Here is a 24,918-nt window from a genome sequence, read left to right on the forward strand (position 1 = left end):
GCGGAGGTCGTGGCGGTGGCTGCGGCGTCGTCGGCGGGCACCGCGGCAGCCTCGCCGCCGCCCCGGGACGTGTCAACCTCTGTCCGTTCGTGTTCGCTCGTGTTTGACCCGCGGGGCGGCGTGCTCCATGCTGGCGGGGTGCGGCAGTGGAGCCAGGGACCCGGCGGGCAGACCCGGATCGCCTTCGGGGCGGACTACAACCCCGAGCAGTGGCCGCCGGAGGTGCGCCGTGAGGACGTCGGCCTCATGCAGCGCGCCGGCGTGAGCCTGGTGTCCGTCGGCATCTTCGCCTGGGGGCTGCTCGAACCGGAGCCGGACCGCTTCGACCTGGGATGGTTCGACGCCGTCCTGGACGACCTGCACGCCGGCGGGATCGGCGTCAGCCTCGCCACCGCGACGGCCTCCCCGCCCGCCTGGATGTCGCAGCGCTGGCCCGAGGTGCTGCCCGTGGACCACGAGGGCCGCCGCGCCACCTTCGGCAGCCGGCAGAGCTGGTGCCCCAGCTCCCCCGTCTACCGCGAGCGCTCCCTCCTGCTGGTCGACACGCTCGCCACGCGCTACGGCGACCACCCCGCGCTGCGGCTGTGGCACGTCAGCAACGAGCTGGGCTGCCACAACGCGCGCTGCTACTGCGACGTGTCCGCGGCGTCGTTCCGCCGCTGGCTCGCCGCGCGGTACTCCGGTGTCGAGGAGCTGAACGAGGCCTGGGCGACGGCGTTCTGGAGCCAGCACTACACCGACCTGGAGCAGGTGCAGGTGCCGGCGCTGTCCTCCAGCTTCGCCAACCCCGCCCACGCGCTGGACTTCGCGCGGTTCTCCTCCGACGAGCTGCTCGGCCAGCACCTGGCGGAGAAGGAGGTGCTGCGCCGGCGCACCCCCGACGTGCCCGTGACGACGAACTTCATGGTCACCGCGGGGCAGACGGCGGTGGACTACGCGCGCTGGGCCCGCGAGCAGGACGTCGTCTCCAACGACCACTACCTCGTGCCCGGCGTCGGCCCCGGCTCCCCCGGCGACCCGCTGGACCCGCGGCCGGAGCTGGCGTTCTCCGCGGACCTCACCCGCGGGATCGCGCGCGGTCCCTGGCTGCTCATGGAGCACTCCACCAGCGCGGTGAACTGGCAGCCCGTCAACGTCGCCAAGGCCCCCGGCGACATGCTGCGCGACTCCCTGCAGCACGTGGCCCGCGGCGCCGACGGCGTCTGCTTCTTCCAGTGGCGCGCCTCCGCCGGCGGCGCCGAGCAGTGGCACTCCGCCCTCGTCCCGCACGCCGGGCCGGACAGCGACCGCTTCCGCGAGGTCGCCGAGCTCGGGGACCTGCTGGGCCGCCTCGGCGACGTCGCCGGCAGCGACGTGCAGGCCGACGTCGCGCTGCTGGTGGACTGGCAGAACGCCTGGGCGCTGGAGGGCGAGACGCTGCCCAGCAGCGAGCTTCACCACCTGCGCGAGGCGCACCGGGTGCACTCCGCGCTGCGCCGCCGGCAGGTCGGCGTCGACGTCCTGGGCGTCGGCTCGTTCCGCCCCGCGCACCCGGGCGAGGAGGTCGAGGACCTGGCCGCCGTCCTGCGCGGCTACCGCGCCGTCGTCGTCCCGACCCTGTACCTGACCGACGACGCCACCGCGCGCGCCGTCGCCGACGCCGCCGCGGCCGGGGTGCACGTGCTCGTCACGTACGCCTCCGGCTTGGTGGACGAGCGCGCCCGCGTGCGCCTGGGCGGCTACCCCGGCGCGTTCCGCGACCTGCTGGGCGTGCGCGTGGAGGAGTTCCACCCGCTGCTGCCCGGGCGCACCGCCGCCCTGGACGACGGCTCGGCCGTCACGACGTGGACCGAGCGCGGCGCCGCCGCGGAGGGCACCGAGGTCCTGGCCCGGTACACCGGTCCCGTCGCGGGCAGCCCGGCGACCACCCGGCGCGACACCGCCTGGTACTGCGGCACGTCGCTGGACGACGCGGGCCTGGGCGCGCTGCTGGAGCGCGTCCTCGCGGCAGCGGGGGTCGAACCGGTCGCCGCCGCCACCGGTGAGGTCGACGTCGTGCGCCGCCGGCACGCCGACGGGCGCAGCTGGCTGTTCGCCTTCGCCACGGGGACGGAACCCGCCACCGTCGCCGTCACCGGGTTCGACGAGGTCGCCGGCCGCGACGTCGCCGGCGAGCTGCACCTGGCGCCCGGTGCGAGCGCCGTGGTGCGCGAGGCGCGGTGAGCGCCGTGCTGGCCCACCAGCGCCAGGCGCTCATCCTCGAGGCCGTCCGCGAGCGCGGCGGGGTGCGGGTCGCCGACCTCGTCGAGCGCCTCGGCGTGTCCGACATGACGGTGCGCCGCGACATCGGCGAGCTGCACCGGCGCGGGCTCGTCGCCCGCGTGCACGGCGGGGCCGCCTCCCTGGACGAGCGCAGCAGCGCGGAACCCGGGTTCGCCGCCAAGGCGGAGCTGCAGACCGCGCAGAAGCGCGCGATCGCCCGCGCCGCAGCCGCTCTCGTGCGCCCCGGAGCGTCGGTGGCGCTGTCGGCGGGCACGACGACGGTGGAGCTGGCGCGCGCGCTGCGCGGCGTGCCGGACCTGACCGTCGTGACGAACTCCCCGCGGGTGGCCGACGTCCTGCACGAGCCGGGCGCCGAGGAGGCCGGGCGCACCGTCGTGCTCACCGGCGGCGTGCGCACCCCCTCCGACGCGCTCACCGGCCCGGTCGCCGTGCGCAGCGTGGCCGGCCTGCACGTCGACCAGCTGTTCCTCGGCGTCCACGGCCTGGACGTGCGCGCCGGGCTGACCACCCCGAACCTCGCCGAGGCCGAGACCGACCGCGCGCTCGTGGAGTGCGCGCGCTCCCTCGTCGTCGTCGCCGACGCCACCAAGTGGGGCGTCGTCGGCCTGGCGACCATCGCCGGGCTCGACGCCGTCGACGTCCTCGTCACCGACACCGAGTTCCCCGACGACGCGCGCGACGCCGTGCGCGACCTCGTCGGGGACCTCGTCACCGCTCCCGAGGAGGAGACCCCGTGAACCGCCCCCAGGAACCCGACGCCCACCGGACCTCCTCCGGCGAGGGCGCCCACGCGTTCCGGCGCACGTCGACCCGGATGGCCGACGGCCGCGAGCTCATCTACTTCGACGACACCGAGCCGTGGCTGTCCGGCACCCGGGTGCGCGACGCCGTCGACACCCGCCCGCTGCCGCCCGCCGACGACGTCGTGCGCGGCCGCACGCAGGTGCGGTACGACCCGCTGACGGGCGACTGGATCGCGATGGCCTCGCACCGCAACGACCGCACCCTCATGCCGCCGCCGGACCAGGACCCGCTGGCCCCCACCGTCCCCGGCGGGTTCCCCACCGAGATCCCCGACGACTCCTACGACGTCGTCGTGTTCGAGAACCGGTTCCCCTCCTTCTCCACGCGCGTGGGCGGCGACCCCGGTCTCGTCGACGGCGAGGAGCTGTGGCCGGTGCGGCCGGGCACCGGGCGCACCGAGGTCATCTGCTTCACCAGCGAGGCCACCGGCTCGTTCGGCACCCTGGCGCCGCACCGCGCGCGCACCGTCGTGGAGGCGTGGGTGGACCGCACCGAGGGGCTGGCGCGGGTGCCCGGCGTCGAGCAGGTGTTCTGCTTCGAGAACCGCGGGCAGGAGATCGGCGTGACGCTGCCGCACCCGCACGGGCAGATCTACGGCTACCCGTTCGTGACGCCGCGCACCGCGACGACCCTGCGCCGCGCCGCCGAGCACCGCGCGGCCACGGGCCGCAACCTGTTCCGCGACGTGCTGGACGCCGAGCGCCGCGCCGGCACCCGCGTCGTGCTGGAGACCGAGCACTGGACGGCGTACGTGCCGGCCGCGGCCCGCTGGCCCGTCGAGGTCCACCTCGCCCCGCACCGCGACGTGCCGGACCTGCCGGCCCTCGACGACGCCGAGCGCGCCGACCTGGTCACCGCCTACCTGGACCTGCTGGGCCGGCTGGACCGCTACTACCCCGACGAGCACCCGCTGCCCTACATCGCCGGGTGGCACCAGGCGCCCGTGCGCACCGGGCGGGAGGAGTTCCGGCTGCACCTGCAGGTGTTCAGCGTGCTGCGCGGGCCGGGGAAGGTGAAGTACCTGGCCGGCTCGGAGTCGGCGATGGCGGCGTGGATCAACGACACCACGCCCGAGGCGGTCGCGCAGCGGCTGCGGGAGGTGGCGTGAGCGTGGCGGACGTGCGGTTCTTCGAGGCACCGGGGCGCGCGGAGGCGGCCGAGGCCGTCGCCGCGACGTTCCTCGACGTGTTCGGCGAGACGCCGGAGGGGGTGTGGTCGGCGCCGGGGCGGGTGAACCTCGTCGGTGAGCACGTCGACTACACCGGTGGGCTGTGCCTGCCGCTGGCGCTGCCGCACCGCACGTTCGTCGCGCTCAGCCCGCGCCACGACGACGTCGTGCGCGTGCGCTCCGCGCAGGAGGCCGGCGCCGACTGGGAGGGTTCCCTGTCCGAGGTCGGCCCCGGTACCCCCGACGGGTGGGCCGCCTACGTGGCCGGGGTGGCGTGGGCGATGGGCACGGCGCACGGCTTCGACGCCGTCGTCGACGGGCACGTCCCGCTCGGCTCGGGGCTGTCGTCCTCGGCCGCGCTGGAGTGCGCCGTCGCGATCGCCCTGGCCGACCTGGACGACCTGCCCACCGACGACGCCGGCCGCGCCGAGCTGGCCGCGGCGTGCGTGCAGGCGGAGAACGTCGTCGCGGGCGCCGCGACCGGCGGGATGGACCAGGCGGCCTCGCTGCGCTCCCGGCCCGGCGGCGGGATCCTGCTGGACACCCGCGACGACACCGTCGAGCACCTGCCGCTGGACCTGGCCGCCGCCGGCCTGGCGCTGCTCGTGGTCGACACCCGCGCCGCGCACTCGCACTCCGGCGGGGAGTACGGCGCCCGCCGCGCCGACGTCGAGCGCGCCGCGCGCCTGCTGGGGGTGCCGACGCTGCGCGAGGTCGACCCCGCCGACCTGGACGGGGCGCTGGACCGGCTGGCCGCCGCGGCCGGGCCCGGCGACGACGTCGCCGTCCTGCGCCGGCGGGTGCGGCACGCCGTCACCGAGATCGACCGGGTGCGCCGCACCGCGGACCTGCTGCGAGCCGGCCGCGAACGGGAGGTCGCGCCGCTGCTGGACGCCTCGCACGAGTCGCTGCGCCACGACTACGAGGTCTCCTGCCGGGAGCTCGACCTGGCCGTGGACACCGCCCGCTCCGCCGGCGCGCTGGCCGCCCGGATGACCGGCGGCGGGTTCGGCGGCTCCGCCATCGCCCTCGTCGGGGCCGGCGCGGCCGGCGACGTCGCGCAGGAGGTGGCCCGCGCGTTCGCGGACGCGCGGCTGCGGGCTCCGCAGTTCCTGTCCGCGCTGCCCTCGGCCGGCGCCGGGCGCGACGCCTGACACCTGCCGTTCACCCCCCGGCCTCCTGCGCGGGGGGTGATCGGTCGTCCACCGCTCGTAGCGTCGCGCGGGTGCCGCTGCTGACCCCCGGCGCGTACTGGAGCTGCGTCCTGCTGCTCCTCGCCGCCCACGCCGCCCTGCTGTGGTGGCTGCACCGCCGCCGCTGGCGCCGCCGCGTCGCCCGCGACCGCGCCTGGCTGCGCGCCGCCGGTGTCGACCCCGGCCCCCACCCGCGCACCCCCGCCTGGTGGCGGCTGGTCGCCCTCGACGCCCTCGACGACGACGGCCGCGCCGACGAGCACGCCCTGCGGGGCTGACCGCCCGACCGCCCCTCGGTGCGGTGCGCGACCGCTCGCCGCACCGGGGGCGCGGCGCTAGCGTGCCCGGCACCCTCCAGCCGCGGGGGGACGACGAGGTCAGGGGGTGCGCGTGCCCGTCGAGCCGTCCCCCGCCGACCGCCAGCTCGGCGAGGTCGTCGACGTCGTGCGCACCTTCACCCGCACCGTCACCGGCGACTTCTCCGCCGAGGACCTCCTGCGCCGCCTCGCCGAGGCCGCCGTGCGCATCCTGCACGCCGACGGCGCGGGGGTCGTCGTCCCCGCCCCCGACGGCCGGCTCGTCCTCGCCCACTCCCTGCACGAGGGCGCCCGGCGCCTGGAGGACCTGCAGGAGCTCCTGCAGGAGGGCCCGTGCCACGACTGCGTGCGCCACGACCGGGTCGTCGCCGTCGGCGACCTCGCCGTCGAGGGGGACTGGCCGCAGTTCCAGGCCGAAGCCGTCGGCCTGGGCGTGCGCACCGTCGCCGCCCTGCCGCTGCGCGGGCGCGAGGGCCCGATCGGCGCCCTGAGCGTGTACCGCGCGCAGGTGCGCCCCTTCACCCCCCACGAGCTGGCCACCGCCGGCCTGCTCGCCGACCTGGCCGCCTCCTACCTGTCCGTCGTCCGCGACCGCGACGAGGCCCGCCGCGCCCGCCAGGAGCTCGCCCACCGCGCCGCCCACGACCCGCTGACCGGCCTGCCCGTGCGCTGGGCGTTCCTGCAGCGCCTCGACGAGGTCGTCGCCACCAGCCCGCGGCCCGGCAGCGTCGCCGTCCTCTTCGTCGACCTCGACGGGCTGAAGTACGCCAACGACACCTACGGCCACCTCGCCGGCGACCAGCTCATCCGCGTCAGCGCCCAGCGGCTGCGCCGCGCCCTGCGCCCCGACGACCTCGTCGCCCGCATCGGCGGCGACGAGTTCGTCGTCCTCCTGCAGGGGCTCGCCTCGCCCGCGCGCGCCACCGCCGTCGCCCAGCGCGTCGTCGAGGAGTTCGCGGTGCCCGCCGACGCCGACGACCTCACCGTGCAGCCCTCCGCCAGCATCGGCGTCGCCGTCCTCGGCCCCGACGACCGCGTCCCCGCCGACACCCTCGTCTCCCACGCCGACGCCGCCATGTACCTGGCCAAGCAGCGCGGCCGCGGCCGGTGGGCGCTGTTCGACCCCGCCGCCTACGCCGACGCCACCTCCCGCGCGGACCTCGTGCCCGCCCTGCGCCGCGCCCTGGCCGACGGCCAGCTGCACCTGCGCTACCAGCCCGTCGTCGACCTGCGCACCGGTGGCGCGGTCGCCGTGGAGGCCCTGCTGCGCTGGGAGCACCCCGAGCGCGGCACCCTGGCCGCCGACGAGTTCGTGCCCGCCGCCGAGCACTCCGGCCTCGTGCGCGCGCTCGGCGCGTGGGTGCTGCGCACCGCCTGCCGGCAGCTGGCCGCCTGGGACGAGGAGCTGGGCGCGCGCTCGCCCCGCCGCCTGTTCGTCAACGTCTCCGTGCTGGAGCTGGGCGACCCGCTGCTGGAGCACGCCGTCGCGAGCACCCTGGACGCCTCCGGCCTGGCCCCCGAGCGCCTCGTCCTGGAGATCACCGAGTCGGCGTTCCTGCACGACCCGCACGGCGCCGCCGTCCTGACCCGGTTGCGCCGGCGCGGGTGCGCCGTCGCCATCGACGACTTCGGGGCCGGCTGGTCCTCCCTCAGCCGCCTCGTGCACCTGCCCGTGTCCGTGCTCAAGGTGGACCGGGCGTTCACCGAGCACGTCGTCGCCCACCGCGAGGCCGCCACCGTCGTGGCCTCCGTGCTGCGCCTGGGCGACGAGCTCGGCTGCGACGTCGTCGTCGAGGGCGTCGAGGACGCCGCCACGCTGGAGCGGCTCACCGCCCTGGGCTGCCGCTACGCGCAGGGGTTCCACCTGGCGCGGCCGCTGACGGCCGAGCAGCTGACGCGGTGGAGCGGGTCGGCGCCCGGGCGGGGCTGACCCGGGCGGGACCGGCCCGGCCCCGCCCGGGCGCGGCGGCCTACCGCCGGGCGCGCAGGCGCACCGCGGTGTACGGGCGACCGGGCAGGTCGACGACGAACCTGCCGGAGCGGGGACCGGGCACGGTGTCCACGGTCATGCTCCAGGTGTCGATGACGTCGACGTCCCAGGTGGTGTCGGGGTCGAGGAAGAACCGCCGGAACCGCGGGCGGTGGTTGCCGAAGTACACGAGCTGGTGCTCCCCCGGCACGCCGGCGCTGACGGCGTCCCAGCTCCCCGGCAACGGCTCGAGCACCCCGCCGGGCACCTGCTCGACGATCGAGGTCAGGAAGGCGATCCGGTCGGGGCTGGTGCCGTGCAGCTCGCCGCCCTTGGCCCACCACAGCACCTCGTCCGGGTGCAGGTAGGTCTCGCCGTGCCCGACGTAGCCGCCGCGCAGGGCCCCCTCCCAGAACCGGCGGACCATCTCCTCACCGGTGATGTTGCCCCACCCCTGGTCGATGTCGCCCTCGTAGGCGCACTCGTCGACGACGACCGGCTTGCCCCAGGCGGCGCGCCACCCGGTGGTGTTCTCCGCCGTCCGGTAGACGTCGGTGCGCTGCATGCTCACGTGCGTGATCCAGGGCCTGGACTGGTCGTAGACGTCGCGGCAGTTGTGGATGGAGCGCAGGTGGTCGCTGGCGTCCCAGCGGCCGATGATGCCCGCCCACCGCTCCCAGTCGTCCTCGGTCTTGGTGTGCAGCAGGTCGAACTCGTTCGCCAGGGACCACCACACGTTGCGGAAGGACGACAACCGGGCCACGGCGTAGCGCACGTAGCGGTCGTCGGTGGCCGCGTCCATGGTGGAGAAGCCCCAGCGGTCGTAGGCGTGGAACAGGATGAGGTCCGCCTCGATCCCCAGCTCGTCCAGCTGGTCGATCCGCCGCTCCAGGTGCGCCCAGTAGGCGGGGTCGAACCGGGTGGGGTCCCAGCCGCCGTCCTGCTCGCGGGCGAACGGGTAGCGCGAGGGCTCGTTCGTGTTGAACGTGTAGGACTTGGGGAACACGCACATGCGGATCTTGTTGAACGGCGAGGCCGCCAGGGTCTGCAGGGTGAGGTCCTGCAGCTCCTCGTCCTGGTGGGTCCACGCGTAGCACGTCGTGCCGATCGGCAGGTACCGGCTGCCGTCGGCGTAGCGGAAGTGGTACTGGTCGGCGACCCGCACCGGGCCCCGGCCGGAGCCGGGCCGCACCTGCAGCTCGCCCTGGACGCCGTCCAGGGAGCGGGCGTTGCTGGTCGTCTCGAAGCGCCAGTCCCCGGCCTCGGGCGGCAGGAACCGCAGCAGGTAGCGGCCGTCGCCGTCGTAGAAGCCCGAGACGTCGCGGCTGTCGCCCGCGGGACCGAAGAAGCGCGCGCTCAGCTCCACGTCGGTCCAGGGGTTGCCGTGGGAGGGGCCCTGCAGCACGACCTCGAAGCGCTGCCAGACCTCCACCTCGCCGGGTGCGCTCACCGCCGCCGACCCCGGCGCCACGTCGTCACCCTCGTAGGTCCGGCTCGGCGCGGCCGGCGCCGGTGCGGTGCCGACCAGCGCGGGGGCGGCCGGGTCCAGGTCCTGCAGCTCCTGCAGGACCTGTCGGCGGGCCTGCTCGTCGAGGCCCTCCTCCGTCCGCAGGACCAGGCCGACGGGGTGGTTCTGGTAGGTGTGCAGCAGGGGCGACTCCACGACGGAAGGCGCCAGCCGGCGCAGCACCTCGTCGCCGGCGGGAGAGCGCAGCACCTCCAGGAGGGGCGTGTCGGGGGTGAGGGGACCGGGGGCGTGGGGCACGGGTCGGCCTTTCACCGCGCTCGGCGCACGGACGGCGAGCGCGAGGTCGTGGGAGGAGCGGAGGTCGGTGGGCTCAGGCGCCCGGTCGGGTGCAGATGTACACGCGGGGTTCGCCGCCCGCGTCGGGCACCGGGGAGTCGTCGTGCTCGCGCACGCCCTCGGAGACCACCTCACCGGTGCGCGGGTCGACCACGCGGTAGGCGCGGGGCACCGGTCCCCCGTCGAGGACGCGCAGGTCGCCGCCCTCGGCGAGGTAGGTGACGAACAGGACGTCCGGCACCAGCAGCCCGCGCGGGTGCAGGGTGTGCGTCCAGTCCGGGCGCGCCCCGGTCAGCGGCAGGCCGTCGAGGATCCCGGCGACCAGGCCGACGTAGGTGGAACCCTCGAAGTCCAGCGCCTCGCGCCACCCGGCGCCGGGGGCGGAGAAGAAGTCGGAGTGACCGGGCTCGTCGGGGTGCAGCTTCCACTGCCACAGGCTGCCGGCGCCGTAGACGACGCCCATCGTGCCGCCCGCGCACAGGTTCGCCCAGGCCTCGTGGCCCTGCCACCAGCCCGCGGCGCGGCCGGTGCGCCCGGTGTTCTCGTAGCTGGGCTCGCCGTTGGCCACCCCCTTCAGCGGGGTGTTGCGCGCCATGTCGGCGACGCGCTCGGGGAAGTGCTCGCCGCTGTGCCCGGTCTGGCACCACTGGAAGTCCAGCCAGTCGGCGTCCTGGTGCGCGTCGTTGCTCGCGTGGGGGCGGTAGTGGACGCCGGTCGGCTGCTCGTAGCAGTCCCAGGCGTGCACCTCGGCGCCACCGGCGGCGATCTGCGGCTCGTGGCCGGAGCCGTCGGCGCCGACCAGCCAGACCGCCGGGCGCGCGCCGTAGCGGGCCACGAGGTAGCGGCAGTAGCGGGCGTACTGCTCCGGCGGGACGACCGTGCCGGCGACCCCGAGGCCCTTCCACCCGAAGCCCTGGAAGACCGGCTGCCACACGGGCACGACGCCGTGCTCGACCAGGACGTCGACCAGGACGTCCAGGTGCTGGAAGTACTCCACGTCCACGTCGGTGAGGGTGCCCTCGTGCAGGTCGCGGAACCCCCGGCCGAAACCCTCGTCGGCGGTGCGGTCCTCGGGCCCCTCGGCGCCCATGTCCGGCTGGACGCTCATGAGGAGCACCGCGTTGAAGCCCTTGGCGGACCGGTCGGCGGCGTAGGTGCGCACCTGCTCGGGGGTGGCCCGCCACGGCAGGCCCCAGGCCGTGTCGCCCACGAGCACGGCGGGGGTCCCGTCGGTGTGCTGCAGGGTCAGCCCGTCGGGCGCCATCCGCCAGAACCCGTGGCGCTCGAAGCGCCCCCGCGGCGCCCCGGCGCCGGCCCGCACCTCGACGCTGCCCTCCCGGTCGGCCAGCCCCGCGTCGGCGACCGAGGCACCGCTGCGCCAGCGCCACGTCCCCGACGGCAGGGGGGAGGCGAAGCGCACCCGCCACGTGTCGCCGCCGGCGGCAGGGCCGTCGTAGAAGGCGGGGCGCCGCAGGACCGCGCCGCTCTCGTGCCGGAAGTCGACCCAGACGTCGACCGCGCCGTAGGGGTCGCGGTGCCGGGAGCGGGCGGTGAGGGTGAGCTCCACCTCCTGCCAGGGGGCGGCGGTCGGTGCGGCGTCAGCGGCGACGGTCATGCGGAGGCTCTCCTGGGTGCGGCTGCGGTCGGGAGGGTCGGGACGGTGGGCGCTCAGCCCTTGACGGCGCCGGCGAAGGCGCCCTGGACGAAGTAGCGCTGGAAGAGCAGGTAGACGATCAGCACGGGCACCGCCGACATGATGATGAAGGCGTTCAGCGGGCCGTAGTCGGTGCCGTGCTGGGTGCTGAAGCCCTGGACCGCGAGCGGGATGGTCCAGTTGCCCTGGCTGGTCAGCAGCGTCGTCGCGATCGCGTACTCGTTCCAGGTGGCGACGAAGTCCAGGATGAACAGCGCGGCCAGCGCCGGCTTCGCCAGCGGCAGGCAGATCTGCCAGAAGATCCGGAACGTGGAGGCCCCGTCCACCCGCGCCGACTCCTCCAGCTCGTCCGGGATGGCGCGGAAGAACCCGTAGAGCATGAAGATCTGGTACGGGATGCCGAACGCCAGGTAGGGCAGCAGCAGGCCGGCGCGGGAGTTCAGCAGGTCCAGCGACAGCATCGTGTTGAACAGCGGGCCGAGGCCGACCTGGATCGGCACCATCGACCCGGCCGCGAACAGGCACAGCACGACCTTGTGCCAGCGGAAGCGCAGGCGGGCCAGGGCGAAGGCGGCCGCGGCGGCGAGCAGCAGGCCGAGGGGCACCTTCACCACGGAGATCAGGAGACTGTTGGTCCCGGTCACCCAGAGGTTGCCGGTCTCGACCGCGGCGGCGAAGTTGCCCCACTGCCACTCCTGCGGCAGCGCCCAGGTGGTCGACTGCGTGATGTCGGCGCGGCTCTTCACCGACGTCAGCGCCATGAAGACGAACGGCAGGGCCCAGAAGGCGGCGCTGAGGGCGAGGGCCACCCACAGGCCCCAGCCGACGTAGTCGGGCCGGCGGCGCGGCGGTGCCCCGAGCACCGCGACGGGACCGGTGCCCTGCGGCGTCGGAACGGCGACAGTCCTCATCGCTCGTCGTCTCCCCTCATCGACCAGATCATGTACGGGACCACGAGGGCCAGCGACAGCAGCAGCAGCACGGTGGCGATCGCCCCACCGGCCCCGAAGGCGTGGTTGGAGAAGGACTGCGTGTACGACCAGAGGGCCAGGACCTGCGTCGACTGCGCCGGGCCGCCGCCCGTCATGCCGACGATGAGGTCGAACACCTTCAGCGAGTTGATGATGGTCAGGATGACGACCACCACCGTGGTCGGGCGCAGCGCGGGGACGGTGACGGCGCGGAACACCTGCCAGCGGTTCGCGCCGTCGACCTTCGCGGCGTCGACGAGCTCCTGCGGGACCTGCTGGAGGCCGGCGAGGAACAGCACCATGGTGAACCCGACGCCCTGCCAGACGGCGGCGACGAAGACCGAGTACAGCGCCAGCCGCGGGTCGCCCAGCCACTGCTGCGCCCAGGAACCGAGCCCGACGGCCTCGAGCGCCTGGTTGACCGCGCCGAGGGTCGGGTTGTAGATCCAGCGCCACATGGCGGCGACGGTGATCGACGCGAACACCGCGGGGATGTAGAAGACGGCGCGGAAGAGGTTGCGCCCGAGCATCTTCCTGTTCAGCCCCAGTGCCAGCAGCAGGCTCAGCACCATCGGCACGAGCAGCGAGAGCACGACCCAGACGACCGAGTTGCGCACGGACGTCCAGAAGACGGGGTCCGCGGTGAGCATCCGGGTGTAGTTGGCCCAGCCGACGAAGCGGGGCTCCTCGGTGCGGAACCCCGACCACTCGAAGAACGAGAGCCGGACCGAGTCCAGCATCGGGTAGGCGAGGAACCAGACGTACAGGACGCCTGCGGGGACGAGGTACGGCAGGGCGCGCAGGAAGCGCCGGTCCTTGCGGGGCGCGACGGGTCGGACCGGTGGCTGGTCGTCCGCCGTCGGCGTCTGGTCGAGTACGGCCATCATCCCTCCTCACGGGCGGGGCGGCGGTGCGCCGCCCCGCCCCCGCGGGTCACTGGTTGGCGTCCAGGTACGCCTGGAACTGCGCACCGGCGTCGGCCGGGTCGATGCTGCCGGTCAGCACGGAGTTCTGGATCCGCCAGTACTCGGTGGTGGCGTCCAGGCTCAGCGCCTGGTCGCCGTTGAGGTACAGCCCGGTGGCCTCGTCGAAGATCGGCGGCCACAGCTCGTGCAGGGGGTTGCCGGTCGCGGGCGCGACCTCGGTGTTGGGTGACAGCGGCGAGAAGGCGCCGACCACGGACTGCTGCACGTCGGTGCTGGTGGCGAAGTCCAGGAACTTCGCCGCCTCGTCGGCCCGCTCGGAGCCCTCGTTGACGTAGAAGCCCTCCGCGAACCCGTAGAGGCGGCCGGTGCCCGTGGGGAAGGGCACGATGCCGACGGTGGCGGGGTCCATGCCGTTCTCGGCGATGTTCGCGTTGAACCAGGCACCTTCCAGCGCCATGGCCGCCTGTCCGGTGTAGAAGAGCTGGCTGGACTCGTCGTTGGAGATGCCCATGAAGCCGTCGTTGACGTACTCGTCGCCCCACGTCTTCAGCTCGGTGAACGCCTCGCCCACGCACGCCTCAGCGCCCCAGTCCGCCTCCCCGGCCTTGAGGGCGTCGTGCGTCTCGGCGCCGCACCCGGTCTCCAGCAGCGAGTCGAGCAGTCGCATGACGTGCCAGTTGACGGTGCCGCCGAACTCGATCGGCGTGGTCCCGGCGGCGACGAGCTGGTCGGCGGCCGCGACGAGCTCGTCGTAGGTGGTGGGGGGCGCGGTGATGCCGGCCTGCTCGAAGAGGTCCTTGTTGTAGAAGAGACCCTCGCCCTGCACGACCCACGGCACGCCCATCTTGCCGCCGTACTGGGTGACGTTGGCCATGGCCGGGTCGCTGAAGCGCTCGTCCCAGCCGTACTGGTCGTAGTAGTCGCTGAGGTCCCTGCTCATGCCGGCGGCGACGAGCTCGCCGCCCAGCCCCGGGCCCATCCAGTACTGGTAGACGTCCGGGCCGGCGTTCGTGCCGGCGACCTGGCGCAGGGCGTCCTTGTGCGCGTCGACGGCGCGCTCCTCGACGGTGACGGTGCTGCCGGGGTTGGCCTCCTCGTACGCCTCGACGACCTGCTCCACCGCCTCCTTCTGGGTGGGTTCCAGGGTGAGCATCCAGATGGTCAGCTCGTCGCCGCCACCACCGCCGCCGCTGCCACCGCCGCAGGCGGTGAGGAGGACGGTGGCGCTCACCAGGGCGGCCGCGGCGGCCCGGGTCCGGTTCTTCAGCATCGTTGCTCGAGCCTCTCGGTGGGTTCTCTGGGCGGGACCGGGCGCTCAGCGGCGCACGGCGTCGATCTTGAGCATCCGGGCGATGACGGTGTCGAGCTCCTCGTCGCGGAAGATCTTCTTCCAGTCCTCCTTGACGATGGACTCGCGCCCGTAGGCCATGGCGGTGTGGCAGGCCTCGGAGAAGGGGTTGGAACCGCGCAGGGCGTTGGTCAGGGCGATGCCCACGTGGCCCCACAGCATCGCGCGGGCGGCCTCGGCGGGGACCCCGGCGGTGGTGACGGTCTCCTCCAGGGCCTCCTGCAGGAGCTCGCCGATCATGCAGGCGATCGTCTCCACGAGGGTGGGTTCCAGGACGGCGAGCTGCTTGACCGTCACCCAGTGCACGGCGATGACGGGGGCGTAGATCGTGGTGATGACCTGCTCGGCCAGCGCGCGCACGGCCTCGTCCTCGACCTGCAGCGCGGCGACGACCTCCTGGGCGGCGGCGATGCCGCCGAAGGTGTCGGCGTACTCCTCGTCGGTGCGCCGCTCCAGGAACACCGACGGGTGGCACGGGTGGGCGCATGCCTGGGCGACGCCCTCGCGCTGGGCCAGCAGGCCGGCGTAGGCGGCCGCGGGGTCCAGGGTGAGCAGGACGGAACCGTCCTTCATGCGCGGCACCAGGTCCTCGGAGACCTTGCCCAGCACGACGTCGGGCACGGCCAGGACGACCACGTCGGCGTCCGCGACGGCGTCGGCGGCCGGGACGACGTCGCGCCCGGCGGCCCGCACGCGCTCCACGCCCGCGGGGGAGTTCTCGGCGTAGCGGACGGTGAAGGCGCTCTTGGCCAGGTTGTTCGACACCCGCATGCCCATCTTGCCGCCGGCGCCGACGACCGCGACGGTCAGCGTTCCGGTGCTGGTGGTGTTCTCGGCGAGGTCGGTCACGGTGGGGCTCCTCAGCAGCTGTGGGGTGGGGTCCGGGTGAGCGGTCGGCGCGCGGCCGGTCAGGGGTTCGGGCGGCCGTCCGGGGACGCGCCCAGGCGGGTCAGGGCGGCGCTCGTCCACGCCGCCTCGGTGCGCGCGGTGGTCTCCGGGTCCCCCTGCCAGGGGAGCCAGTGCTCGACGACGCGGCTGGTGCCGCGGCCCGCCGGGTCCAGGGCGGCGGCGATCCCGTCGAGGTCGAGCAGGCCCTCCCCCAGCGGCACGCCGGTGAGGGAGAAACCGACCCAGCCCTCGGCGCGGGTGAACGCGAAGTCCTTCACGTGCCAGTTCTTCACGTGCGGGGCGCAGCGGGCCAGCACGTCCGCCGGGTGCTCCAGGGCGGCCACGGTGTTGGCCGGGTCCAGGCAGACGCCGAGGTGGTCGTCGCCGAGGACCTCGACGACGTCCACCAGGTCGCGGGTCGGCACCTGCTCGTAGGTCTCCAGGGCGAGCGTCGTGCCGGCGCGGGCGTAGTCGGGCAGGACCTGCCGCAGCCGCCGCTCGGTCTCCGCCGGGTCCGGCCGGTCCTGCCCGCTGGTCCACATGCTGCGCACCAGGCGAGCGCCCAGCTGCTCGGCCAGGGACAGGTAGCGGCGCAGGTGCTCGGGCGCGGTGCCGCGGGTGCCCACCTCCAGCGCCAGGCCCAGGTCCTGCGCGGTGCGCCGCAGGGCCACCAGGTCGGCCGGCCCCGTGCGGTCCAGGTGCGGGTCGTCGCAGATCTGGAACACCCGCGCGCCCAGGCCGGCGGCGTCGTGCAGCTGCTCGGCGGTGGACAGGGGGTGCTCCACGCGCTGCGAGGAGCGCCAGAAGTAGGCGTAGGTCCCTGCCCCCGCACCGGCACCCGCGTCGGCGCCGACAGCGGCGGCGGGCGGGGCCGGGGTGCTGGTGGGTGCGGTGTCCACGCTGGCTCCTGGGTCGAGGGGGTCACCGGACGGCGGGTGGTGCCGTCCCGGGCGGTGGGAGTTCTCGGGGAGTGCGCCTGCACGGGTGTGGTGGCAGGTGGTGCGCCGGCGGGGTTCGCCGGGAGGAGCGGCTGCTGTGCCGCGGTGGCAGTCTGCGCACCGGCAACCGCGTCTGTCAACCGGTTGACCTTTTTGACTCCAGTCCTTCTTCCGGTCAACCGGTTCGGCTACGGTGAGCGCTCGCGAGTTCCTGCGACGAGGAGGACGAGGACCGTGGGCGATCGGCTCGAGGGCAAGCACGCGCTGGTGACCGGCGCCGCGTCGGGCATCGGACGGGCGGTGGCGACCCGCTTCGCCGCCGAGGGGGCGCGCGTGGTCTTCGCCGACCGCGACCTGGAGGGCGCCGAGCGCGCCGTGCAGGAGCTGCCAGACCCCCGGCGGGCGGTGGCGGTGCGGATGGACGTCACCGACGAGGACAGCGTGGCCGGCGCCTACGCGCGCGTCACCGCCGACGGCCCTCCCCTGGACGTGGTCGTCGCCAACGCCGGCGTGCAGCTCTTCGGCCGTGACGCGCCGGCGGCCGACCTCGACCTGGACGTCTGGCGGCGCACCCTGGACGTGAACCTGACCGGGACCTTCCTGACCGTCAAGCACGCCGTGCGCGCCCTGCGCGGGCGCGGCGGGTCGATCGTCTGCACCGGCAGCCCCACCGGCCTGAACGGCGAGGGGCGCGACTTCACCGCCTACTCCGCCTCCAAGGCCGGCGTGCACGGCCTGGTGCGCACCGTCGCCGCCGCCTACGCCGCCGACGGGGTCCGCGTGAACACGGTCGTACCCGGGTACACCGAGACGCCGCTCGTCACCGCCATCTCCGGCGACCGGGACTCGCGGGCGGCGATCGTGGCCCGCACCCCGCTGGGCCGGCCCGGCGCCCCGGCCGACGTGGAGGGGATCATGGTGTACCTGGCCAGCGACGAGGCGTCCTTCGCCACGGGAGCCCTCTTCCGCGTCGACGGCGGGATGACCTCGCTGTGAACCCCCCGGACGGGCCGCTGGGCGAGCGCTCCGCCCGCGAGCTGTGGCGCGACGACGACCCCGCGCCGGTGCTCCTGGCCGCGGCCGGCTGGCGGCTGCACCTGGTCGGCGACCAGCTCGAGGAACTGACCCACGAGGGCCGGGCCGTGCTGCGGGCGGTGCGCTTCGTGGTGCGCGACCGCGACTGGGCGACCGTGCCCGCCGACGTCCAGCTGCTCTGGGTGCAGCACCACCGCGACGGCCTGGACGTCACCGTGCGCGCCCGCGCGCGCGGTGCGGAGGTGGACCTGAGCTGGGAGGCGCGCGTGCGGGTGGACCCCGACGGGGTGCGCGTCAGCGCGGAGGCGAGGGCGCTGGCCCCGTCGTGGTGCAACCGCGTCGGGCTCGTGCTGCTGCACCACCCCGACCTGGCCGGGACCGGCCTGCTGGTGCGCCACCCCGACGGCACCAGCACCTCCACCCGCTTCCCCCGCGACATCGCCCCCCACCAGCCGGCCCGCGACATCGCCGGGCTGCGGTGGTCCGCGCCGGCCGGGGTCGTGCGCGCCGACCTGCGCGGGGACGTCTTCGAGGTGGAGGACCAGCGCAACTGGACCGACGCCTCCTTCAAGACCTACAGCACCCCCCTGGAGCGACCCTTCCCCGTCCACCTGCCCGCCGGGAGCACGGTCCGGCAGGAGCTGTCGCTGCAGGTCGACGCACCCGCGCCGGGCACCACCCCGTCCGGCCCGGCACCAGCTGCCGCAGCGCCCGCAGCCGCGGGACCGGTCGACGTGGACCTCGCGCCCTCGACCGCGCCGCACCCGGAGGTCGGCACCGGCGCCTCCACCGCCCCGCAACCGGCGGACCGCACCCCGTCCCCGCCCTGGACGGGCGCCCTGCCCGTCCTGGTCGAGCTGGACCTCGACGGCACCGGCTGGCGCAGCGCGCTGGACCGGGCCCGGCGCGACGCCGCCGGCGCCGCCCTGGACGTGCGGCTGGTCACCGACGACGCCGGGACGCTGCCCGACGCCGTCGCCGCGCTGCACGGCCTCCCGGTGCGCCGCGTCGCCGTCTTCAGCGCCACCACCCACCTCAGCGAACCGGCCCTGTGGCGGGCCCTGGCCGACGAGGTGCGGCGCACCGGCCTGGACGCCCAGGTGCTGGCCGGCACCCGGGCGCACTTCACCGAGCTCAACCGCGGCCACCACCGGCTGCCCGAGCAGGCGGCGGCCTGGACGTTCAGCACCACCCCGCAGATGCACGACCGCGGTCGCGCGCAGGTCCTCGAGTCCCTGGCGGTGCAGCGCCTGGTCGCCGAGCGGGCCGTGCGGCTGGCCGGCGGGCGCCCCGTGCACGTCGGGCCGATCACCCTCGCCCCCCGGTTCAACGCGGTGGCCACCACCCCCCGCCGTCCGCAGGCCCACGGCGACCTCAGCGCGGGGTACGGGGCCGAGCACGTGCCCGGCGCCACCGACCCCCGCCAGCGCAGCCGCGGCTTCGCGGCCTGGCTGGTCGCCTCCGCCGCCGCCCTCGGCGTGCCCGGGGTGGCCAGCCTCAGCTTCGCCGAGGCCTGGGGCCCGCGCGGCCTCGGGACCGCGGAGGGCGAGCCGTACCCCGCGGCCGCCGCCGTCGGCCACCTCGCCGCCCTCGCCGGCCGCCCCCGCTGGGACGTGGCCGGGCCCGTCCCCGCGGGGGCTGCCGTCCTCGCCGCCGGTCCGGCCGACGGGTCCGGCGGCGACGGCACGGTCCTGGCGGCCAACACCACCGGCGCGACCGTGCACCTGCGGCTGCGCGCGCCCGGCGGCTTCGGCGCCGGACGGCTGCGGCCCGCGCACGTCCCCGCCGGCGAGCCCGCCACGGCCCTGCCCGCACCCCCGGGCGACACCCTCCTGCTGCCCCTGGCCCCCGGCGCGGTCCTCGTCTGGACCGGGCCGCTGCCGGGACCGACCCGTTAGGTTCCCCGAGTGCCCTCCTTCCGCCAGGACGACCCCGCGCTGGCGCAGCTGACCCTGACGGCCGTGCCGCGCGGCTCCGCCGCCGCGGAGGTGGCCCGCCAGCTGACCGAGCGCGTGGCCTCCGGGCAGTTCCCGCCCGGCTCGCGCCTGCCCCCCGAGCGGCAGCTCGCCGAGTCGCTGGGCGTCGGCCGCTCCGCCGTGCGCGAGGCGCTGGCCGCGCTGGAGATCCTCGGCCTGGTCACGGTCCGGCCCGGCTCGGGCACCTACATCCGCGACAGCATGTCCGAGCTGCTGCCCACCACGCTCAGCTGGGGCCTGATGCTGGCCGGTGAGCACACCGCCCAGCTGTCGGAGGTGCGCAGCGCCCTGGAGGTGCAGGCCGCCTCGCTGGCGACCGTGCGCGCCACCGACGCGGACGTCGCGCTGCTGCGCGAGCACGTGGAGACGATGGAGGCCAGCCTCGACGACCTCGACGCGTTCGTGGCCGCCGACGCGATGTTCCACGCGCAGATCGGCCGGGCGGCCGGCAACGACGCCCTCGACGACCTGCTGCGCAGCACCCGCTCCCTGCTGCGGGTGTGGGTCGAGCGCCACCTGCAGGAGCGCCGGCAGGCGGAGATCGCCGCCCGCGAGCACCGGGAGGTCTTCGAGGCGATCGCCTCCGGCGACCCGGGCGCCGCCGAGCGGACCATGCGCGCGCACATGCGCACCGCGGGGGCCCGCATCGAGGACGCCCTGCACCCGCGCGGCGCGGACCGCGGCTGACGCCTCAGCCCACGTCCATCCGCTGCAGCCGCAGCGACGCCAGCGCCACCGCGACCGCCGCCACCAGCGCCAGGACCACCGCGGCCACCGCCACCGACGTCGTCGCCACCGTCGCCACCGGCACGTCCGCCGGCAGCGCCAGCGTCGCCACCCGGCGCCCGTACGAGCCGATCGACAGCCCCCGCAGCGCCGGCGCCAGCCCCGCCAGGAACGTCTCCCACACCACCACGTACGCCAGCCCCGCCAGCAGGCCGCGGCTCGTCAGCAGCGACAGCAGCACGAACACCCCCGTGTACGCCGCGGCCGTCAGGACCGTCGCCAACAGCGTGCCCGCCAGCACCGGACCGGCCGGGCGGTCCACCGAGATCCCCAGCGCCGCCGCGCCCGCCGCCGCGGGCAGGCACAGCAGCACCGTCGCCGTCCACGCCGCCGCCCACCGCGACAGCACCACGTGCCAGCGCGGGCGGGCCGTGCCGCGCAGCAGCGGCAGCGTGCGCGCGTCCCGCTCGTCGCCGAACGCGCCCGTGCCCAGCACCAGCGCCACCACCGGCACCACCAGGCCGGTCACGATCCCCGCCGTCACCGTCGAGGTCACCCCGTAGCGCGAGGGCACGCTCGTCGTCGCGATCACCACGACGGCCACCACCGCCACCAGCAGCGGCAGCACCGCGAACGCGGCCGTCCGCCCGCGCAGCAGCACCACCCGCAGCGAGAACCCGTACAGGGTCGTCGACCACACGCTCACCGGCCCGCCCCCCTCGCCGCGCGCACCAGGTGCGCGAACGTGCTCTCCAGGTCCTCCCCGACGGGCTCCACCCGCCGCAGCGTCGCGCCCGCGCGCCGCGCCGCCGCCGGCAGCGCCTCCGCCAGGGCCACCGCCCGCGGCGCCTCCACCACCACGTCGTGCTCCTCCACCCGCACCGCGCTCACCAGACCGTCCGCCAGCAGCGCCCCCGCCAGCTCCCGCACCGCCGGGCCGGCCAGGCGCACCGAGCGCGGCCGGTCCACCAGCAGCTCCCGGATGCCCGCCGGCTCGCCCTCGGCGACCAGGCGGCCGTTGACGACGACCAGCACCCGCTGCGCCATCCGCTCCACCTCGCCCAGCACGTGCGAGGACACCAGCACCGTGCGGCCCTCCGCGCCCAGCGCCGCCACCAGGTCCACGTCCGCGCGCCGCTGCGCCGGGTCCAGGCCGTTCAGCGGCTCGTCCAGCAGCAGCACCTGCGGGTCGTGCACGAGGGCCTGCGCCAGCTTCACCCGCTGCCGCATCCCCTTCGAGTAGCCGCCCACCCGCCGGTCCGCCGCCTGCGTCAGCCCCACCCGCGCCAGCGCGGCGCGCGCCGCCGAGCGCGGGTCGCGCACCCCCCGCTGCCGGGCCAGGAACTCCACCTGCGCGGTCGCGGTGGCGTGCGCCCACGTGCCCTCCCCGTCGGCGACCACCCCCAGCCCGCGGTGCACCGACGGGTCGGCGTGCGGGTCCAGGCCCAGCACCCGCACCCGGCCCTGGCTGGGGCGCACCGCACCGGCCAGCAGCGACAGCGCCGTCGACTTGCCCGCGCCGTTGTGGCCCAGCAGACCCGTCACGCCCGGGCCCAGCGCGACGCTGACGTCCGACAGGGCCACCGTGTCGCCGTACCACTTGCTGACGGCGTCCAGCTCCACCACCGCGCTCACGCGTCGCTCCCCCGCCCGTACTTCAGCGCCAGGACCGCGGCGCCCGCGACGACGACCGCCGCCCACACCGCCCAGCCCAGCGCCCCCGGCCCGGCCGTGCCGTCCAGCACGCTCGTGGCCAGCCGCACCGGGCCGCCCGCCGGGTCGAACGCCAGCGGCCACTCCTCCCCCGTCACCGCCGCCAGCAGGTTCGCCAGCGCCGGCCCCACCAGCACCACCGCCAGGTAGCCGCCCACGGCGAACACCCGGCGCGAGGTCAGCGACCCCGCCGCCAGCCCCAGCGCCGCGTGGAACGCCGACACCAGCGCGGCCGCCGCCACGATCCGCGGCAGCTCCCCGGCGGTGTCCGTCAGCCAGCGCAGCGGCTCGTCGGCCGTGGCCACCGACCCCACGAACAGCACGAGCATCGGGCCCAGCACGATGATCGCCAGCAGCGCCAGCGCCGCCAGCACCACCCCCGTGACGTACTCCAGCCACGACAGCGCCGTCGCGAAGTACAGCGACAGGACCCGGTCGCGCCGGTCGCGCGTCAGCGTCGAGGGGATCGAGGTCGCCGTGAACGCCAGCAGCACCACCGCGTTCGTCGTCAGCAGCTGCGGGTAGGAGATCAGCTCCGTCGGCTGCACCGGCACCGCCGGCACCAGCAGCGGCACCGCGACCACCGCCAGCGCAGGCAGGTACGCCGCGGCCAGCAGCAGGAACGGCCACACCTTCGCGCCCGCGCTGCGGCGCAGGCCCAACGGCCGGCGCACCCCCGAGGCCACGAAGCTGGCCACGGCCGAGCGGCGCGGGCGCAGCGTCCCGCTCCAGCGCGAGTAGCGGATGTCGTGCAGCACCGCGCGCGGAGCGGCCCCCGCCGCGCCGCCCGTCGTGTCAACGCTCACCGGTCGCCACCTCCTCGCCCGCCCGCCCGGCGCCCTGCTCGGCCCCCTGCATGGCGTCCAGCACCACGTCCTCCAGACCGCGCCCGGCCGGCGCCAGCCGCGCCAGCCCCACCCCGCGCTCGACGGCCAGGTCCCGCACGGCGTCCAGCACCTCGTCCGTGCCGCGGTCCAGCACCAGCGCGCCGTCCGGGGCCGGCGCCAGCCGCGCCCCCAGCGGCGCCGCCACCGCCTCCAGCGCCGCCGCGAACGCCGGCACGTCCCCCGTCACCTGCACGCGCACCGGACCGGCGCCCGCCCCCGCCACCTGCACGGGCCGCTGCGCCGCCAGGCGGCCCGAGCGCAGCACCACGACCTCGTCGCACGTGCGCTCGATGTCGTCCAGCACGTGCGAGCTGGTCACCACCCGGATCCCCAGCTCCGTGGACAGCCGCCGCACGATCCGCAGCATCTCCTCGCGCCCGGCCGGGTCCAGGCCCGACGTCGGCTCGTCCAGCAGCACCAGGTCCGGGCCGTGCACGAGGGCCTGCGCCAGCTTCGTGCGCTGCTGCATGCCCAGGGAGTAGCTGCCCACCGGGCGGCGGCGCTCCTCCTCCAGGCCCACCGCGAACAGCACCTCGCTGGTGCGGCGCACCGCGTCCCGGCGCCCCAGCCCCCGCATCCGCGCCAGGTGCACGCACACGTCCTGCGCGCTCAGGTCCGCCGGCAGGCACGGGTGCTCGGGCATGAACCCGACCCGCCGGCGGACTTCCGCGCGCTGCGCGACGGCGTCCAGGCCCAGCACGGCCAGCCGGCCCGCGTCGGGGCGGGTCAACCCCAGCGCCGTGCGCAGCAGCGTCGACTTCCCGGCGCCGTTGGCGCCCAGCAGACCGGTGGCGGGGGCGGTCAGGACCACGTCCAGCGCGTCGAGGGCCTGCACCTGGCCGAACCGCTTCGACAGGCCGCGGCACTCCAGCGCGGCGGCGTCGGGGGGTGGGGAGCTCACGGTCCGACCCAACCACGCCGGAGGGCCGGCGGGGTCGGTCCTTCGGGGGGCGGGTCGTCGGAGTTTCGGTGAAGCTCGCGGACGTGGAGAGCGACGTCGTGGTGATCGGGACCGGCTCCGGCGGGAAGATCGCCGCCCTGGAACTGGCGCGCGCCGGGCGCTCCGTCGTGGCCGTCGAGGACGGCCTGGTCGGCGGGTACTGCCCGTACGTGGCGTGCGTACCCGCCAAGTCGCTGCTGCTGTCCGCGCGCGCCCACCTGCCCTGGACCGCGGCCGTCGCCGTGCGGGACGAGGCCGCCTCCCACCGCGACGACACCGCGGCGGCCGCCGAGCTGACCGGCGAGGGGATCCGCGTCGTGCGCGGGCGCGCCCGCCTGAGCGGGCCCGGACGGGTCGTCGTCGGCGCCGACACCTTCACCGCCCCCGCCGTCGTCGTCGGCACCGGCAGCACCCCCGTGCGCCCGGACGTCGAGGGCCTGGACGAGGTGCCGACGTGGACGTCGGAGCAGGTGCTCGCCGCGGACGAGCTGCCCGCCCGGCTGCTCGTCCTCGGTGGCGGCGCCGTCGCGTGCGAGTCGGCGCAGGCCTACCAGGGGCTCGGCTCGCGGGTGACGCTGGTGCAGCGCAGCTCCACCCTGCTGGCCCGCGAGCCGCGCGCGGTCGGCGAGTGCCTGGCCGCCGCGCTGCGCGCCGACGGCGTCGACGTGCGCACCGGCGTGACGCTGCGGCGGGTGCGCCCGGACGGCGACGGCGGCCTCGCCGAGCTGTCCGACGGCTCGACCGTGGGCTTCGACCGGCTGCTGCTGGCCACCGGCCGCGCCCCCGCCACCCGCGGCCTGGGCGTCGAGGCGGCCGGCGGGCGCCTCGGGGACGACGGGCGGGTGCTCGTCGACGCCCGCTGCCGGGCGGCGCCGGGCCTGTACGCCGTCGGCGACGTCAACGGCATCGCCACGTACACGCACGCCGCCAACCACCAGGCGCGCGTCGTCGCCGCCGAGCTGCTGGGCCGCGGCTACGACGCCGACCACACGGCCGTACCGCGGGCCGTCTACACCGACCCGACCGTCTTCAGCGTCGGCGACGTGTCCGGCGGCGAGGGCACCGTGTCCGCGTCCTTCGCCGTCGGGGACGTCGCGCGGGCGCGCCTGGTGCGCCTCAGCCGCCCCGCCGAGGTCACCGGGCACGTCGTCGTGTTCGCCGACGCCGCCACCGGCGTCCTCGTGGGCGCCTCCTGCGTCGGCCCGGACGCCGACTCCTGGGGCGCGGAGCTGGCGCTGGCCGTGCGCGCCCGCCTCGACGTGGAACTGCTGACCCGGCACGTGCGCGCGTTCCCGACCTGGTCGGAGGCGATCTACCCGGCCGTGTGCTCCCTGCACGAGCAGCTGTCGCGCTGAGGTGTACGGGATCGCGACCGTCATCGGCCGACACGCCGCTGCGG

General features: G+C 75.9%; 21 protein-coding genes. 10 read left to right on the forward strand and 11 right to left on the reverse strand.

Features of this window, described 5'->3' with window-relative positions:
- Positions 1-138 precede the first annotated feature (138 nt).
- From ACRYMY_RS01740 to ACRYMY_RS01765, 6 genes are all read left to right on the forward strand, one after another.
- The gene (locus tag ACRYMY_RS01740; RefSeq protein WP_432545543.1) at positions 139-2,202 is read left to right on the forward strand and encodes a beta-galactosidase; all 2,064 of its coding nucleotides are present in this window, start codon (positions 139-141) and stop codon (positions 2,200-2,202) included.
- A 5-nt stretch (positions 2,203-2,207) separates the two neighbouring features.
- A complete protein-coding gene (locus ACRYMY_RS01745) occupies positions 2,208-2,999 on the forward strand; it encodes a DeoR/GlpR family DNA-binding transcription regulator (RefSeq protein WP_432545583.1) in 792 nt (263 codons plus the stop codon).
- Between the two features lie 77 nt (positions 3,000-3,076).
- A complete protein-coding gene (galT, locus tag ACRYMY_RS01750) occupies positions 3,077-4,174 on the forward strand; it encodes a galactose-1-phosphate uridylyltransferase (RefSeq protein WP_432545584.1) in 1,098 nt (365 codons plus the stop codon).
- Positions 4,175-4,176: 2 nt separating this feature from the next.
- Positions 4,177-5,388 (forward strand): galactokinase, encoded by a 1,212-nt coding sequence (locus ACRYMY_RS01755; RefSeq protein WP_432545585.1) that lies wholly within the window; start codon positions 4,177-4,179, stop codon positions 5,386-5,388.
- Between the two features lie 71 nt (positions 5,389-5,459).
- Positions 5,460-5,705: a hypothetical protein gene (locus ACRYMY_RS01760; protein WP_432545544.1), complete on the forward strand. Its 246-nt coding sequence runs from the start codon at positions 5,460-5,462 to the stop codon at positions 5,703-5,705.
- 112 nt (positions 5,706-5,817) lie between these two features.
- Complete coding sequence (locus ACRYMY_RS01765) at positions 5,818-7,674, forward strand: putative bifunctional diguanylate cyclase/phosphodiesterase (RefSeq protein WP_432545545.1); 1,857 nt, start codon at positions 5,818-5,820, stop codon at positions 7,672-7,674.
- Positions 7,675-7,714: 40 nt separating this feature from the next.
- On the opposite strand, the gene ACRYMY_RS01770 is transcribed toward ACRYMY_RS01765, so the two are convergent.
- The 7 genes from ACRYMY_RS01770 to ACRYMY_RS01800 all read right to left on the reverse strand — a co-directional run bounded on the left by ACRYMY_RS01770 (position 7,715) and on the right by ACRYMY_RS01800 (position 16,203).
- Entirely contained in the window at positions 7,715-9,478 is a 1,764-nt protein-coding gene (locus ACRYMY_RS01770; protein ID WP_432545546.1) for a DUF5605 domain-containing protein, read from the reverse strand.
- 73 nt (positions 9,479-9,551) lie between these two features.
- Positions 9,552-11,132 (reverse strand): apiosidase-like domain-containing protein, encoded by a 1,581-nt coding sequence (locus tag ACRYMY_RS01775; protein ID WP_432545547.1) that lies wholly within the window; start codon positions 11,130-11,132, stop codon positions 9,552-9,554.
- 53 nt (positions 11,133-11,185) lie between these two features.
- Positions 11,186-12,082, reverse strand: coding sequence for a carbohydrate ABC transporter permease (locus tag ACRYMY_RS01780; RefSeq protein ID WP_432545548.1), 897 nt, complete (start codon positions 12,080-12,082; stop codon positions 11,186-11,188).
- Entirely contained in the window at positions 12,079-13,026 is a 948-nt protein-coding gene (locus tag ACRYMY_RS01785) for a carbohydrate ABC transporter permease (RefSeq protein ID WP_432545549.1), read from the reverse strand. The genes ACRYMY_RS01780 and ACRYMY_RS01785 overlap by 4 nt, the downstream gene beginning before the upstream one ends.
- A 49-nt stretch (positions 13,027-13,075) precedes the next feature.
- Positions 13,076-14,338 carry an ABC transporter substrate-binding protein gene (locus ACRYMY_RS01790; RefSeq protein WP_432545550.1) on the reverse strand — a complete coding sequence of 421 codons (1,263 nt, stop codon included), beginning with the start codon at positions 14,336-14,338 and terminating at the stop codon, positions 13,076-13,078.
- 45 nt (positions 14,339-14,383) lie between these two features.
- On the reverse strand, positions 14,384-15,265 hold the full coding sequence (locus tag ACRYMY_RS01795; RefSeq protein ID WP_432545551.1) for a phosphogluconate dehydrogenase C-terminal domain-containing protein: 882 nt from the start codon (positions 15,263-15,265) through the stop codon (positions 14,384-14,386).
- Between the two features lie 59 nt (positions 15,266-15,324).
- Entirely contained in the window at positions 15,325-16,203 is an 879-nt protein-coding gene (locus tag ACRYMY_RS01800; RefSeq protein ID WP_432545552.1) for a sugar phosphate isomerase/epimerase family protein, read from the reverse strand.
- 273 nt (positions 16,204-16,476) lie between these two features.
- Here ACRYMY_RS01800 and ACRYMY_RS01805 point away from each other — a divergent pair, with 273 nt between their 5' ends.
- Genes ACRYMY_RS01805 through ACRYMY_RS01815 form a run of 3 tightly spaced genes read left to right on the forward strand, consistent with a single transcriptional unit; the run spans position 16,477 to position 19,940 of the window.
- Positions 16,477-17,238: an SDR family NAD(P)-dependent oxidoreductase gene (locus ACRYMY_RS01805; protein WP_432545553.1), complete on the forward strand. Its 762-nt coding sequence runs from the start codon at positions 16,477-16,479 to the stop codon at positions 17,236-17,238.
- On the forward strand, positions 17,235-19,175 hold the full coding sequence (locus ACRYMY_RS01810) for a hypothetical protein (RefSeq protein ID WP_432545554.1): 1,941 nt from the start codon (positions 17,235-17,237) through the stop codon (positions 19,173-19,175). Before ACRYMY_RS01805 ends, ACRYMY_RS01810 begins: the two co-directional genes overlap by 4 nt.
- A 9-nt stretch (positions 19,176-19,184) precedes the next feature.
- Positions 19,185-19,940 (forward strand): FadR/GntR family transcriptional regulator, encoded by a 756-nt coding sequence (locus ACRYMY_RS01815; protein WP_432545555.1) that lies wholly within the window; start codon positions 19,185-19,187, stop codon positions 19,938-19,940.
- Positions 19,941-19,944: 4 nt separating this feature from the next.
- Here the strand turns inward: ACRYMY_RS01815 and ACRYMY_RS01820 are convergent, their stop codons facing one another.
- From ACRYMY_RS01820 to ACRYMY_RS01835, 4 genes are read right to left on the reverse strand one after another with little or no spacing between them, the layout of a single operon-like run.
- On the reverse strand, positions 19,945-20,685 hold the full coding sequence (locus ACRYMY_RS01820) for an ABC transporter permease subunit (protein WP_432545556.1): 741 nt from the start codon (positions 20,683-20,685) through the stop codon (positions 19,945-19,947).
- On the reverse strand, positions 20,682-21,614 hold the full coding sequence (locus ACRYMY_RS01825) for an ABC transporter ATP-binding protein (RefSeq protein WP_369051896.1): 933 nt from the start codon (positions 21,612-21,614) through the stop codon (positions 20,682-20,684). Before ACRYMY_RS01825 ends, ACRYMY_RS01820 begins: the two co-directional genes overlap by 4 nt.
- Complete coding sequence (locus ACRYMY_RS01830; protein ID WP_432545557.1) at positions 21,611-22,498, reverse strand: hypothetical protein; 888 nt, start codon at positions 22,496-22,498, stop codon at positions 21,611-21,613. The genes ACRYMY_RS01825 and ACRYMY_RS01830 overlap by 4 nt, the downstream gene beginning before the upstream one ends.
- Positions 22,488-23,480, reverse strand: coding sequence for an ABC transporter ATP-binding protein (locus ACRYMY_RS01835; protein ID WP_432545558.1), 993 nt, complete (start codon positions 23,478-23,480; stop codon positions 22,488-22,490). The genes ACRYMY_RS01830 and ACRYMY_RS01835 overlap by 11 nt, the downstream gene beginning before the upstream one ends.
- Before the next feature lie 68 nt (positions 23,481-23,548).
- Here ACRYMY_RS01835 and ACRYMY_RS01840 point away from each other — a divergent pair, with 68 nt between their 5' ends.
- A complete protein-coding gene (locus tag ACRYMY_RS01840; RefSeq protein WP_432545559.1) occupies positions 23,549-24,874 on the forward strand; it encodes a dihydrolipoyl dehydrogenase family protein in 1,326 nt (441 codons plus the stop codon).
- Positions 24,875-24,918: the final 44 nt, after the last annotated feature.

Origin of the sequence: Kineococcus haloalkalitolerans, from assembly GCF_050871905.1 — a bacterium.
Lineage (GTDB): Bacteria > Actinomycetota > Actinomycetes > Actinomycetales > Kineococcaceae > Kineococcus.